The sequence below is a fragment of the Alteromonas sp. H02 genome (assembly GCF_059682525.1).
The window spans coordinates 379,175-393,080 of record NZ_CM185021.1 but is presented as its reverse complement, the minus strand read 5'-3'; the positions used below and the strand labels follow the sequence as shown (position 1 = coordinate 393,080).

Sequence of the window (13,906 nt, the reverse complement as noted above, 5' to 3'; positions counted from 1 at the left end):
TATTTAAGATTTTAAAGTCATAATGGTTTTGCCGGTCATTTCTTCTGGTTGCTCCACACCCATCAGATGCAACATGGTAGGCGCTACATCGCTGAGTGTGCCGCCTTTACGAGGCTCAGCACTACGACCAAAGTAAATAAACGGTACAGGCTCACTGGTGTGAGCAGTGTGGGCCTGGCCAGACTCGTTATTTACCATTTGTTCTGCGTTACCGTGGTCAGCAGTGATCAGACACTCGCCGCCGGTTTTCTTCAGTGCCTTAACTACACGCCCAATGGATTTATCGACCGCTTCACAGGCTTTAACCGCCGCATCGAAGTCGCCGGTATGGCCCACCATATCGCCGTTGGGATAGTTACAGATGATCACGTCAAACTTGCCAGATTCGATCGCTCCAACCAGTTCGTCGGTGAGTTTTTCTGAGTTCATTTCCGGCTGTAGATCATAAGTAGCTACATCGGGTGATGGAATAAGAATACGCTCTTCGCCGTTGAATTCTTTTTCTACACCGCCAGAGAAGAAAAAGGTAACGTGGGCGTACTTTTCCGTTTCTGAAATACGCAGTTGTGTTTTGCCCTGCTTTTCCAACCACTCGCCGAGCACATTAACCAGCTTTTCGGATGGGAAGGCTACCGGTGCATTGAAGTCAGCCGAGTACTCGGTTAGCATCACAAATGCCGACAGTTCTGGCTTTACTGCCAGCTCAAAACCATCAAAACTCTTATCAACGAACACCTGGGTTAACTGACGTGCACGGTCGGCACGGAAGTTCATAAAGACAATGGCATCGCCATCTTCTACACTCACTCTGTCGCCAATAACAGTAGGTGGCACAAACTCATCGTTTTTGCCTGCCTCATAAGAGGCTTTTAACCCGGCGACCGCCGATTCTGCCGTCGCTTCGCCTTTGCCCTGAGTGATCAGGTCGTAAGCTTTCTGCACCCGATCCCAGCGCTTGTCACGGTCCATGGCAAAATAGCGACCAATGATAGTGGCCGTTTTACCACAGCCTATCTCAGCAAATACCTCATCGGCTTTTTCCAAAGACGCTTCAGCGCTTTGTGGAGGTGTATCACGGCCATCCAGAAAAGCGTGTAAGTAAACTTTTTTCGCACCACGTTGGGCTGCCATTTTCAGCGCGGCAAAGATGTGGTCTTCATGACTGTGAACACCGCCTGGTGAAAGCAGGCCCATAATATGCACGGCTTTGTCTTTACTTACCGCCTCATCAATGGCTTTTACCAGCGCCGGATTGTGCTCAAATTCGCCGTCGGCAATGGATTTGGTGACTTTGGTAAAGTCCTGATACACCACGCGGCCAGCGCCGAGGTTTACATGGCCTACTTCAGAGTTACCCATTTGCCCTTCGGGTAAACCCACATCCAGCCCGGAACCGCTGATTAGCGTATTTGGGTACTCTTTGGTTAAAGCATCCAGATTTGGCGTATTCGCGGCCAGGATGGCATTTTGATCTGCATCCTCACGATATCCCCAGCCATCGAGTACGATTAGTGCCAGTGTCTTCTTGGATTGCGTCATGGGTTCTCCTGTAAATTTTCGTTGCCCTTATCAGGCGATGCTGTTCGGGTTAGTTATCCGCTTGCCCGGCTTATTATTAGGTACCGATATTGTCAGGCTTTGGATTGTTCCGTAGGGCGAGGCATACATTTATATTACCAAACCCGAGGTGGGATTGAAGAGCAGATGTTGAAAAATAACTCAATCAGTTTAATTGAGAATGTGAATTAACCAACCAAACTACAGTAATTTAGCGCGCTTGGCGTTGTATTAACTGGGCTTGCGCAGCGCAAAGCTGGTTTCTGTTGTTTTTTTCTATATACTTTGCACTCTTTTTTTAACAAACCGATGCATTGGGAAGACGTAATGGATCAACTCATCGAATTTGCCAGCAATAACATTATTCTGGCGGGTATCTGGCTGGCGCTGGTTATTATGCTGATTTACAGCTATGTTAGCGGCCTGATTTCCTCTGTCAAAGAAGTCAGTGTGCACGAAATGACATTGCTGATTAACCGTGAAGATGCAGTGGTTCTTGACACCCGCCCTGCCAACGACTTTAAGACAGGTCATATCACCGGTGCCCGGCAGATTAAGCCGGAAGAGGTTCGTGAAAAGAACTTCAGCAAGCTTGAAAAATACAAAGACACGCCCATTATTGTTGTTTGTGCCATGGGTAACAGCGCACGTGGCGTAGCTGCTGCAATGACAAAATACGGTTTCAGTAAAGTAAATGTACTGAAAGGCGGCATGAACGCCTGGTCTCAGGCCGGCTTACCCGTTGCTAAATAATCAATCAAAAGGCCGCTATTGTGAGTAAAGTTGAAATCTACACCAAAGCTTATTGCCCCTTTTGCACCCGGGCAAAAGCCCTGCTCCAGCAAAAAGGTGTTGAATACACTGAGTACGCCATCGACGCCGAGCCTGCTTTGCGCGATGTTATGATCGAGCGCGCAAATGGCGGTTACACAGTGCCGCAAATATTCATTAACGACCAACACATTGGTGGTTGTGATGATATGTTTGCGCTGGAAAGACAGCAAGAACTCGATCCACTGCTGGCCAGCTAATTATTCTTATAAAATTTAAAATTACATTTAGGTAAAAACATGTCTGAAGAAAACCAAAGCAATCAAGAAAACGCCGCTGCCGGCCAGGCTCAAGCACCACAATTCAACATCCAGCGTATCTACACAAAAGACATCTCTTTTGAGTCACCTAATGCACCGGGTATCTTCACCAAAGAGTGGAAGCCAGAAATCAAACTGGACATCGATACCTCTACTGACAAACTGGATGGCAACCTGTTTGAAGTAGTTCTGTCGGTTACCGTTACAGCTACTATGGGCGAAGAAACTGCATTCTTGTGTGAAGTAGAGCAAGCCGGTATTTTCATGATTGGTGACATGCCAGAGCAAAACAAAGCGCACATGCTGGGTTCGTTCTGTCCGAACACGCTGTTCCCTTATGCTCGTGAAACCATTTCTAACCTGGTTAATCGCGGTACCTTCCCGCCGTTAAACCTTGCGCCGGTAAACTTTGACGCGATCTTTGCTGCTTACATGCAAAAGCGCGCTCAGGAAGCACAAGCTTCTCAGCAACAACTGGACGCCTAAGACGCCCATGAATGATGCGTCGGTTACCGTTTTAGGGGCAGGGTCATACGGCACTGCTCTGGCTATTTGTTTAGCTCGAAATAATACGCCCACCGTGCTGTGGGGCAGAGACTCCAAACAATTATCCGTTATGGCTGACAGCCACCAAAATGAACGGTACCTACCCGGTGCATCTTTTCCAGATGCGCTCTCGGTTGAGAGCGATTTGGCTACTGCTGTTGCGCAAAGTCGCGATATTCTGGTTGTGGTACCAAGTCATGCATTTAAAGGCATGCTGGAGCAATTAGCGCCATTACTGCATGACTCCCAGCGAATCGTGTGGGCCACCAAAGGCCTTGAGCCCGGCAGTGGTCGTCTGCTAAAAGAAGTCGCACTGGAAGTACTGGGTGACAAGTACCCGCTGGCGGTGCTATCCGGACCGACTTTCGCAAAAGAAATGGCGGCGGGCTTGCCCACGGCTATTTCCCTGTCTTCCACTGACGATGAATTTATCGACGCCATGGCAGCTAAACTGCATTGCGCCCGTTCATTCCGGGTTTATAAAAACCCTGACTTTACCGGTGTGCAACTTGGCGGTGCGGTAAAGAACGTGATTGCCATTGGCGCCGGACTGGCCGATGGGCTGGGCTTTGGTGCTAATGCCCGAACAGCTCTGATTACCCGCGGACTGGCTGAACTTACCCGGTTAGGCGTGCAGGCCGGCGCACAACCAGAAACCTTCATGGGCATGGCCGGGTTGGGCGATCTGGTGCTTACCTGTACCGACAACCAATCCCGTAACCGCCGTTTTGGTCTTGCGCTAGGTAAAGGCACTTCGGTGGACAACGCCATGGAGGAAATTGGTCAGGTAGTAGAAGGTTACCGTAACACCGAAGAAGTGGTTATTCTGGCCCGTAAGCTGGGCGTGGAAATGCCCATTTGCGAGCAGATTTACGCCGTACTTTACGAAGGTAAATCGCCTAAAGACGCCGCCCTGGCCTTATTAGGCAGAGAGCTAAAATCTGAATAACAAGCTAAGGCTTGTTATTCATACCGGAATTGCAAAGCAATATCCGGTAGCCCCTTAAATTATCTGATGAACTAAATAAGCCATAGCCAGTTATGCACTTGTTAGCGCGCACCATCGTAGCCAAATTGCCGCCAGGACTCATACACAAATACCGATACCGCATTCGATAAGTTCATGCTGCGACTGTCTGGCAGCATAGGAATACGCACCCGTTGCCCGGGCGGTAACGAGTCGATGATGTCATCGGGTAATCCGCGGGTTTCCGGCCCGAACAATAGCGCGTCGCCCTTTTTGTATTGCACATCAGAATGAAACGCTTTGCCTTTGGTGGTACAGGCAAATACCCGAACTGGCTGGCGCTCGGCCAGATAGGCTTCAAAACTTGCATAGCGTTTTACGTCGGCAAACTCGTGATAGTCCAAGCCCGCGCGGCGTACCCGTTTATCATCCCAGTCAAAACCCAGTGGCTCAATAAGGTGTAACGCATAACCGGTATTCGCGCACAAACGGATAATATTGCCGGTATTGGGTGGAATTTCAGGTTGATATAACACGATGTCTAGCATGTTGGTTCACTCTTCGCCAAGTCAGGCGGCATTATGAGAGGTTTCGGTCAACCGGTCAAAATTCGCCGCTAAAGAAGTCGAATATACGTTTCATTACCGGTTGGCGAATGGCATCGGTTTCAATCAGAATTTCATGGCGTGCACCCTCTACCAGAATATATTCGGCATGAGGCATGGTCGCTACTACCCGTTGCTGGCGCTTATTGTCTACCACGGTATCGTCTCCGGCACCGAAAACCAACACAGGCAGAGTAATTTGCTGCGCGTGTTGTTCCACCTGCCACATGGCGGCACTCGCCGCGGCAAGCCATTGCGGTGTTACTCCGCCTAGCTGAATCTCGGGCTGTTCAGCGTACAGGTTTCTGAATAACTGGTAGCGTATCTTACTACCAGTGAGGCGGTTAACCGTAAAATCATCGGCATGATAATCGCGCTGACCAAAGAAATAGCCCGAGCTCCCCGGCAGCAGCCAGTTAGCACAGAGATTAAGCCCGATTAAGGCTTTTGCCAGCCACTCGGGTAAAGCCGGCCGAATACCAAACATCGGTGAGCCAAACACCACCCGGTTAAACTGGGTGGGCCGTTGCAGGATGGTTAGAGCGCCAATAGCTGAGCCCATGGAATGGCAGAGCAGATTTAGCGGTCCTCGCTGGTGTGGCGTAACAATCTCATCGATAAAATGGCACATGTCATCCACATAGTGCTGAAAGTCGTCGATGTATCCCTGGTGGGGATTAACCGTCATACGGCCAGACAGCCCCTGCCCCCGGTGGTCCAGCACAAATACCGCAAAACCGTTACGGTAAAGCTCATAAATCACTTCTTTATACTTAAGCAGTGACTCAATTCGGCCAGAGCTGATAAGCACCGATTGGTTAGCTTGCTCAGGAACACAGTAGGCATAACTTACTCTGATATCGCCGTTTCCCTGAAAGCTTCCCAGGGTCACATGCTCCTGCCAGAACGGCGCAATGTAATCTGAGAATTGTTGTTCTAACCGGGATTCGGTACACAGGTACCAGTTATGCTCTGTCATAGAATTTACAGCGATGTTGCCAAATGCTGTTCAGCTTGAATTAATCCCCCCTTGATGGCAACGTAAATTTGGTTATGACTACATTCACGAAAAAGGAAAGTTGAATGAACAGAGCAATCAGGATGCTGGGGATAGGCGCGTTAATAGCGCTTTGTAGCACTGCATGGGCGGCCACCCAACCGCCGCGACAAGCCCCCACAATGTCTGCTGATGATATTGAGCTGGCCGAATCCAATTTAATTGTACGTATTGATCCCAAATACCCATCTCAGGCCGCCCGCGACGGCCAGGAAGGCTGGGTTATACTGTCTTACAACATCGATAAGAATGGCAGCGTTACCGATATTATTGCACTCGACGCCAGCCCGAAAAGTATCTTCGACGGCGAGGCTCGCAGAGCATTGGCCAAATGGCGCTATAAACCAGCCGTTAAAGGCGGCAAAGCTCAGGCTGTGCAAGGGGTAATGGTGTTGCTGGAGTTTAGCCTCAGCGACTAATTGCCGATTACTTGCCGTAATCCGGTACCAAACGCTGATGTCCAGCATCGCTGAACAAGGGTGAAGTGACCACCAGATCGGCGGTAGCCGGGGTACAGGCCACCGGTACATTCCATACTGAACACAATCTCAGCAACGCCTTAACATCCGGGTCGTGAGGCGCCGGATTAAGCGGATCCCAAAAGAAAAACAGCGCGTCGAGCTTGTTCTCTGCAATCAGCGCCCCGATTTGCTGATCCCCGCCGAGCGGCCCGCTTTTATAACGATGCACTTTCAGGCCGGTTTCATCACTGATTAATTTCCCCGTTGTGCCAGTGGCAACCAGATTAAACGGAGCCAGTAACGCCTTGTGATGCTTGACCCATTGGAGTAATTCGGCTTTTTTATGGTCGTGGGCGACCAGAGCAACAGTGCGGGCTGTCATGGGATATCCTGTTTTTATTTGTATGATTTTTGGCGAACTATGGCAAATCCTGCTACATCCGGCAAGAAATACAACATAAATTGTTGAAAAACCTTATAGGCATTCATTTCTTTTAAATATTTATACAAAATTATTGCATAAATATGCCAGGATTGTATCATTAGCAGCAATTAAGATTCCGCACATCGTTAATGCCTGACTAAACTATCAGTGTAGCGGAAGAAAATGACAGGATTAGGACATGAATATTAAAACCAACCGGCATCTCCCTGCGGTTGCTTTATCACAGTTTAGCTCTCCCCTGGCTGGCTACACTATGCAGTGCCTGTGGCGACGATGGAGTACATCAACGCCGAAGAAGTAATGCACTAGTATGCGTAGCGCACTTTTTACCTTTGTGGTTTTATCGGCCTGCTCACAAGCACCAACACAAAGGTAAAAAGTGTTTTTTTAATTTTGTAACCCATCAATTTCAAACGATCAGATTATGTTTAACGTAGCAGTGATAGGCGCCAGCGGCTATACCGGGGCGCAGTTAGTAAGTTTAATCAGCGGACATTCACACATGACTTTGCAGCATGTATTAGTGTCTGAGAACAGTCAGGATGCCGGCAAGACAATTGCCCAGCTACACGGTAACCTCGCGCACCTTACCCAACACATACTTGAGCCCTTAGCCCCGCACCGTCTTGCCGAACTGGCAGATTCGATGGATGCGATATTCCTGGCTACCCCGCACGAAGCCAGCCACGACTGGATGGCTGAGTTATCTGCCGGTAAAGCCAAGGTGTTCGATTTGTCTGGCGCATTTCGCCTCAAAGACACCGAAGTGTTTGCCAAACACTATGGTTTTGCACACACCTCGCAGGATTGCCTGGCCCAGGCGGTCTATGGCCTTGCCGAATATAATGCCGATACCATTAAACAAGCCAGTATTGTTGCTGTGCCCGGCTGTTACCCTACGGCCTCATTGCTGGCGTTAAAGCCATTACACAATGCTGGATTGCTGGATGAAAGTGTTCGTCCGATCATCAATGCGGTATCGGGTGTCAGTGGCGCCGGTCGTAAAGCTAACCTTGGCACCAGTTTCTATGAAGTGAGTCTGCAGGCTTATGGGGTGCTGGGACATCGGCATACGCCGGAAATCGAACTCCACCTGGGTACGCCGGTCATCTTTACGCCGCACCTGGGTAATTTTAAACGTGGGATTCTGGCCACGGTTACCGTTAAGCTGACAAGTGGCACCAGCCAATCGACACTGGATAATCTGTATAGCGAAGTGTATGGTGACCAGCCTGTTGTGCGTTTGCGCGAAAGTTTCCCTAAAATTGATGATGTTGCGCATACGCCGTATTGCGATCTGCACTGGAAAGTCGACGAGCAATCAGGTTATGCCGTGATTACCAGTGCCATCGATAACGTGATGAAAGGCGCGGCCTCACAGGCCATGCAGTGTGCCAATTTAGCGCTGGGTTTGCCGGCGACCGAGGGATTAATCAATGGCTGACATATCATCGCCGGTGGTTATAAAAGTGGGTGGCGCTCTGTTGGAAAATCCTCAGATTGCCGGCCAGTTATTGGCTGAGATCAAAACACTGCAAAGCCAGCGTCCGGTAATATTAGTCCATGGCGGTGGCCCGCTGGTCGAAACCTTACTGGCCGCCATGCAACTTACCAGTACCAAGATTGACGGTTTACGGGTGACCCCCGATGAACAAATGCCGTTTGTTTGTGGCGCACTGGCTGGCAGTGCCAATAAAAGTTTATGCGGCCTGGCTATTGGTGCCGGTATCACACCGGTGGGATTGTCTTTGCTGGACGGTGGCATAACCGATTGTAAGGTACTGAATGAAAAGTATGGCGCGGTGGGCGTACCGGCTGCCGGCAAACCAGAGTTGCTTAATCAGCTGCTCAGCGCCGCCTTTCTGCCCGTTATAAGCTCGATTGGCAGCAACGCCGAAGGGCGTTTGCTCAACGTCAATGCCGACCAGGCAGCCACCGTAATAGCCGAACTGATGGGCGGCGATTTGTTGCTGCTGTCAAACGTTGACGGCGTGCTCGATGGCGACAAACAACTGATACATGAACTCGACCAGCCGCGACTTGATGAAGAAGTGGCTAAGGGCGTGATCAAAGACGGCATGTTGGTTAAAGTGGCGGCAGCAATGCAGGCCGCCAACGAACTGGCTAAGCCAGTAACCATTGCAAACTGGTCAGCGCCGCTGACAGCAATATTGGACAATCAAACCGGAACCCGCGTAATTCCGGCCTCCCAGACATCTGGAGTATAAAATGAAGCAGGATTTATTGACGTTTGCTAACTGGACACCAGAGCAAATGCAGGAGCTATTGTCATTAGCGGTACAAATTAAACAGGCGCCACAAGCTTATTCACAGGCGTTGGCGGGCAAGTCTATTGTTGCCCTGTTTGAAAAACCATCGCTACGTACGCGCGTCAGCTTCGATATTGGTATTAACCGTTTAGGCGGACACATGGTTTACTTAGACAGTCAGTCCAACAAGCTGGCTGGTCGTGAGGACTCAGTAGACGTTGCCGCTAACCTGGCTTGCTGGGCAGATGCCATTGTTGCCCGGGTATTTTCTCACAGCACGCTGGAAACCTTTGCCGAAGCGGCCAAGGTACCGGTAATCAACGCGCTGTGCGACAAATACCATCCTTGTCAGGGCCTGGCCGACTACCTCACCCTGTTCGAAAAATTCGGCAGTTGTGAAGGCCTGACCATGGCTTATGTGGGCGATGGCAATAACGTTACCCATTCGCTGCTTATCGTGGGCGCACTGCTGGGTTGTCATCAGGTGGTAGTTACGCCACAAGGGCATGAAGCCGATCCCACAATAGTAGCTCAGGCCAAAGCTATCGCCGCAAAGACCGGCGTAAAAATCATTGAGTCAAATGACGTTGCGGCAGCCAAAGGCGCCAACGTGATTTACACCGATACCTGGTTATCAATGGGCGATGACACGCCACTTGAAACCATTAAAGACAAATTCATGCCGTACCAGGTTAACGAAGCACTTATGGAACTGACCGGCGCAACCCACGTGTTGCACTGTCAGCCAGCTCACCGCGATCTGGAAATTACCGGCAGCCTGATGGACAGCGATGCGTCGTTGTTAATGCAGCAGGCTGAAAACCGGATGCACGGCCAAAACGCTATTTTAACCCATTTACTTGGAGCCTAGTCAGGACACTCATTATGCGCAAAATCAATAAAGTTGTGCTTGCCTATTCAGGCGGTTTAGACACATCAGCCATCATTCCCTGGTTAAAAGAAAACTATGATTGTGAAGTCGTTGCCTTCGCGGCCGATGTTGGTCAGGGTGATGAAGAACTGGAAGGCTTAAAAGAAAAAGCCATCGCCACCGGTGCCAGCGAATGTTACATCGTTGACCTGAAAGAAGAATTCGTTAAAGAATATATCTTCCCAACCATTACCACCGGCGCAATTTACGAAGGTGAGTACCTGCTGGGTACCTCCATGGCCCGCCCGGTTATCGCCAAAGCGCAGGTAGAAATTGCCCGTAAAGTCGGCGCCGATGCGCTGTGCCACGGCTGTACCGGTAAAGGTAACGACCAGGTTCGTTTTGAAGGCGCATTCAACGCGCTGGCCCCTGATTTAGCCGTTATCGCGCCATGGCGCGAGTGGGATATGGTATCCCGTGAAGACCTGCTGGCTTATCTGGCCGAGCGTAATATCAAAACCACCGCATCTGCCACCAAGATTTACAGCCGTGATGCCAACGCCTGGCACATTTCTCACGAAGGCGGCGAGCTGGAAGATCCATGGTGTGAGCCTAGCAAACAGGTCTGGACCATGACCGTTGATCCGGAAGAAGCGCCGGATCAGGCAGAGCGTATCAACCTGAAGTTTAACGAAGGCGCGCTGACTCACGTAAACGGCAAAGAAGTTTCACCGTACGAAGGCCTGGTTGAGCTTAACAATCTGGCTGCCGCCCACGGTGTTGGCCGTATCGACATCGTTGAAAACCGTCTGGTTGGTATGAAGTCGCGTGGTTGTTACGAAACTCCAGGGGGCACAGTACTGCTGAAAGCGTATAAAGCGCTGGAAACCATGGTACTGGACAAAGCTTCACTGAAATACCGCGAACAACTGGCGCTGGAATTCTCTCACGTAATGTATGACGGCCGTTGGTTTACGCCGCTGAGCGACGCCCTGATTGCTGGCGCAGCCTCTTTTGCCAAGTACGTGACCGGTGAAATCGTGGTTAAGCTTTACAAAGGCCAGGCTACAGTGACTCAACGTCAGTCGCCAAACAGCCTGTACTCTGAAGACTTTGCTACCTTTGGTGCCGACGACGTATACGACCAGAAGCACGCTGAAGGCTTTATCCGCCTGTTCAGTTTATCAAGCCGTATCGCGGCCTTGAAAAAACAGGGAGAGTAATCATGGCATTGTGGGGAGGCCGGTTCGCTGCCGGCAGCAGTAACATGTTCCGTCAGGTTAACGACTCATTGCCGTTCGACCAGGCCATGGCCGCGCAGGATATGGAAGGCTCAATCGTATGGTCACGGGCACTGGCGAAAGCCGGCGTGCTGACCAGTGAGGAACAGCAGCAACTCGAAGCTGCACTCAGCGAATTGAAAGCCCAGGCACAAGCCGGTGAAATCGACTTTAACGCCAGCGGCGAAGAAGACATTCACAGCTTTGTCGAAGCAGCCTTGATTGACAAGCTTGGTGATGTGGGGCGCAAGCTGCACACCGGCCGTAGTCGTAATGATCAGGTTGCGACGGATTTCCGCTTGTGGTGCCGTACCCACATTGAGTCCTTAAAAGCAGACGTGACGGCAGTGGTTCGCAGCCTGCTGCATACCGCCAGTCGTCACCAGCAAGCGATTATTCCCGGCTATACGCACTTACAGCGCGCCCAGCCGATTCGCTTCCCACACTGGTGTTTAGCCTATGTGGAAATGTTTAAACGCGACCTGAGCCGCTTAAACGATTTACATGAGCGCATGAATCAGTGCCCGCTGGGTTCTGGTGCGCTGGCAGGAACAACCTATCCTGTTGATCGTCATGAAATCGCCGATCAGCTTGGCTTTAGTGGGCCCTGCTTAAACAGCCTGGATGCGGTATCAGATCGCGACTTCGTGCTGGAGCTGCTATTTACTGCCAGCACCAGCATGATGCACCTGTCGCGTCTGGCTGAAGATTTAATTTTCTATAACTCTGGTGAAGCCGGTTTTCTGCAACTGGGCGACAGCGTGACCTCTGGTTCATCACTGATGCCGCAGAAGAAAAACCCCGATGCACTGGAATTACTGCGCGGCAAATGCGGCCGGGTATTTGGTCATTTGCAGGCGCTGCTGGTCACCATGAAAGGACTGCCTCTGGCGTATAACAAAGATATGCAGGAAGACAAAGAAGGCGCCTTCGATGCCGTGAATCAATGGCATTGCTGTCTGTGTATCGCCTGTGAAGTGCTCGACAGTCTGGCGCTCAACGAAGAACGCTGTCGGATTGCCGCCGCCCAGGGCTATTCAAACGCCACTGAACTGGCCGATTACCTGGTAGGTAAGGGCATCCCGTTCAGAACGGCGCATGATATTTCTGGTCAGGTTGTATTGCTGGCGCTGGAGCAGGATGCGCCGATTGAAGATTTATCGCTGGCACAACTGCAATCAGTGTGCAGTGATATTGACGAAGATGTTTACCCGGTTCTCCAACTCGAATATGGCGTGGATAAGCGCAATATTCTGGGCGGAACCAGTGCTGAAACTGTTACCAAGGCACTGTATGAAGAACTGGAAAAACTGGATAAGTTAGGATAATCACAAATGGTGCTATCGCATCACGAAAGTATTGGGCTATTCAGAAGCTCTGCGCCTTACATCAATGCACACCGGGGCAAAACCTTTGTGCTGATGTTTGGCGGCGAGGCCATTGAAGACGACAACTTCCCCAATATTATTCAGGATATCGCACTGCTGAGCAGTCTGGGCGTGCGTCTGGTGCTGGTGCACGGTGCCCGCCCGCAAATTGATCAGCGAGTGGCTTTGCGCAAAACCGAAGCGCGATTTAGTCACGATGTGCGTATTACCGATAAAGAAACCCTGGAATGCGTCAAAGACGCCGCTGGCTCGGTACGCTGCCATATTGAAGCGTTACTCACCATGGGTTTACCAAACTCGCCTATGCACGGTGCGCATATTCGTGTGTGTACCGGCAATCTGGTGGTTGCCAAGCCCATGGGCGTACTCGACGGCGTGGACTTTGAAAACACCGGTCAGGTGCGCCGTATCGACACCACCGGTATTAACGACCATCTCAATGATGGCTCTATCGTGCTACTGTCGCCAATGGGCTACTCCTCTACCGGCGAAGTGTTTAACCTGTCTCACGAAGATGTGGCAACTCAGGCCGCTATTGCACTGGAAGCCGATAAATTAGTGGTATTTTCCAACTATTCGGGCATTTTTCGTAAAGACGGTAAGCTCATTCGCACCATCGAGCGAAACCTGCTTGAACAGTTACACCGCGACGATGAACTGATGACCGAAGCCACGGCCATTCGCGCACTGACTACCAGCGTGGCAGCGGGCATTCCTCGCGCTCACTGTGTTAGTTATGAAACCGATGGTGCTCTGCTGCAGGAATTATTTACCCGCGACGGTGCCGGTTCACTGGTGATGGAAAACCATTACGAGCAGCTTCGGGAAGCCACCATCGACGACGTCGGCGGCATCCTCAATCTCATCAAACCGCTGGAAGAAAGTGGTGTATTGGTGAAACGTTCCCGGGAACGACTGGAAAACGAAATTCATCAGTTTATTGTGATAGAACGCGACGGCATGATCATCGCCTGTGCCGCGCTTTATCTTTATCCGGATGACGGCTCAGCCGAGCTTGCCTGTGTAGCAACCCACTCCGATTACCGGGGTAAAAACCGTGGCGAGCGTATACTCGATGAAGTTCGCGAGCGCGCCATTGCCGCCGGTATTCAGCGCCTCTTCGTATTAACGACTGTTACCGGTCATTGGTTTCTGGATCAGGGTTTCAAGGCGGCGGATGTTGATGCGCTGCCGGCTCAAAAGAAAGAACTGTATAACTTTCAGCGTAAATCAAAAGTCTATACCCTCGATTTATAGTTGTAGCCTGCACTGTAGCCGGGCTCCCCGGTTGCAGTGGCAGTATCCCGCAAAATCCCCCTCTTTCATATTGTTAAGAGTTCGTTATAATTGGCCCAAACTGGTTAGACC

16 protein-coding genes are annotated in these 13,906 nt (G+C 50.7%); 12 read left to right on the top strand and 4 right to left on the bottom strand.

All coding sequences use genetic code 11. From position 1 onward, the window contains the following. Positions 1-3: 3 nt before the first annotated feature. The gene (gene gpmI / locus AC566Q_RS01795) at positions 4-1,539 is read right to left on the bottom strand and encodes a 2,3-bisphosphoglycerate-independent phosphoglycerate mutase (RefSeq protein WP_499613002.1); all 1,536 of its coding nucleotides are present in this window, start codon (positions 1,537-1,539) and stop codon (positions 4-6) included. A gap of 345 nt (positions 1,540-1,884) precedes the next feature. Here gpmI and AC566Q_RS01790 point away from each other — a divergent pair, with 345 nt between their 5' ends. From AC566Q_RS01790 to gpsA, 4 genes are read left to right on the top strand one after another with little or no spacing between them, the layout of a single operon-like run. Further along, positions 1,885-2,310 carry a rhodanese-like domain-containing protein gene (locus tag AC566Q_RS01790; RefSeq protein ID WP_499612999.1) on the top strand — a complete coding sequence of 142 codons (426 nt, stop codon included), beginning with the start codon at positions 1,885-1,887 and terminating at the stop codon, positions 2,308-2,310. A 20-nt stretch (positions 2,311-2,330) separates the two neighbouring features. After that, complete coding sequence (grxC, locus tag AC566Q_RS01785; protein ID WP_105936197.1) at positions 2,331-2,588, top strand: glutaredoxin 3; 258 nt, start codon at positions 2,331-2,333, stop codon at positions 2,586-2,588. 39 nt (positions 2,589-2,627) lie between these two features. After that, positions 2,628-3,134, top strand: coding sequence for a protein-export chaperone SecB (gene secB, locus AC566Q_RS01780; protein WP_499612996.1), 507 nt, complete (start codon positions 2,628-2,630; stop codon positions 3,132-3,134). 7 nt (positions 3,135-3,141) lie between these two features. Further along, entirely contained in the window at positions 3,142-4,143 is a 1,002-nt protein-coding gene (gene gpsA / locus AC566Q_RS01775; RefSeq protein WP_499612993.1) for an NAD(P)H-dependent glycerol-3-phosphate dehydrogenase, read from the top strand. A gap of 101 nt (positions 4,144-4,244) precedes the next feature. On the opposite strand, the gene trmL is transcribed toward gpsA, so the two are convergent. Together trmL and AC566Q_RS01765 are read right to left on the bottom strand one after the other, a co-directional pair. After that, entirely contained in the window at positions 4,245-4,709 is a 465-nt protein-coding gene (trmL, locus tag AC566Q_RS01770; protein ID WP_499612990.1) for a tRNA (uridine(34)/cytosine(34)/5-carboxymethylaminomethyluridine(34)-2'-O)-methyltransferase TrmL, read from the bottom strand. Positions 4,710-4,764: 55 nt separating this feature from the next. Next, entirely contained in the window at positions 4,765-5,745 is a 981-nt protein-coding gene (locus tag AC566Q_RS01765; protein WP_499612987.1) for an alpha/beta fold hydrolase, read from the bottom strand. Between the two features lie 104 nt (positions 5,746-5,849). Between AC566Q_RS01765 and AC566Q_RS01760 the strand changes: the two genes are divergently transcribed. Then, positions 5,850-6,242 (top strand): energy transducer TonB, encoded by a 393-nt coding sequence (locus tag AC566Q_RS01760; protein ID WP_499612985.1) that lies wholly within the window; start codon positions 5,850-5,852, stop codon positions 6,240-6,242. A gap of 7 nt (positions 6,243-6,249) precedes the next feature. Here the strand turns inward: AC566Q_RS01760 and AC566Q_RS01755 are convergent, their stop codons facing one another. After that, a complete protein-coding gene (locus AC566Q_RS01755; RefSeq protein ID WP_499612982.1) occupies positions 6,250-6,666 on the bottom strand; it encodes a methylglyoxal synthase in 417 nt (138 codons plus the stop codon). 241 nt (positions 6,667-6,907) lie between these two features. Between AC566Q_RS01755 and AC566Q_RS01750 the strand changes: the two genes are divergently transcribed. The 7 genes from AC566Q_RS01750 (at position 6,908) to argA (ending at position 13,795) form a co-directional block, all read left to right on the top strand. Continuing rightward, positions 6,908-7,030, top strand: coding sequence for a hypothetical protein (locus tag AC566Q_RS01750; RefSeq protein WP_499612980.1), 123 nt, complete (start codon positions 6,908-6,910; stop codon positions 7,028-7,030). Positions 7,031-7,153: 123 nt separating this feature from the next. Further along, positions 7,154-8,173, top strand: coding sequence for an N-acetyl-gamma-glutamyl-phosphate reductase (gene argC, locus AC566Q_RS01745; protein WP_499612977.1), 1,020 nt, complete (start codon positions 7,154-7,156; stop codon positions 8,171-8,173). After that, positions 8,166-8,957: an acetylglutamate kinase gene (gene argB / locus AC566Q_RS01740; RefSeq protein ID WP_499612975.1), complete on the top strand. Its 792-nt coding sequence runs from the start codon at positions 8,166-8,168 to the stop codon at positions 8,955-8,957. Before argC ends, argB begins: the two co-directional genes overlap by 8 nt. A gap of 1 nt (position 8,958) precedes the next feature. Then, positions 8,959-9,870 carry an ornithine carbamoyltransferase gene (locus tag AC566Q_RS01735; RefSeq protein ID WP_499612972.1) on the top strand — a complete coding sequence of 304 codons (912 nt, stop codon included), beginning with the start codon at positions 8,959-8,961 and terminating at the stop codon, positions 9,868-9,870. Between the two features lie 14 nt (positions 9,871-9,884). Then, on the top strand, positions 9,885-11,093 hold the full coding sequence (locus tag AC566Q_RS01730) for an argininosuccinate synthase (protein WP_123327301.1): 1,209 nt from the start codon (positions 9,885-9,887) through the stop codon (positions 11,091-11,093). Positions 11,094-11,095: 2 nt separating this feature from the next. Further along, a complete protein-coding gene (argH, locus tag AC566Q_RS01725) occupies positions 11,096-12,478 on the top strand; it encodes an argininosuccinate lyase (protein WP_499612970.1) in 1,383 nt (460 codons plus the stop codon). Between the two features lie 6 nt (positions 12,479-12,484). Then, positions 12,485-13,795 (top strand): amino-acid N-acetyltransferase, encoded by a 1,311-nt coding sequence (gene argA / locus AC566Q_RS01720; protein ID WP_499612968.1) that lies wholly within the window; start codon positions 12,485-12,487, stop codon positions 13,793-13,795. Positions 13,796-13,906 lie beyond the last annotated feature (111 nt).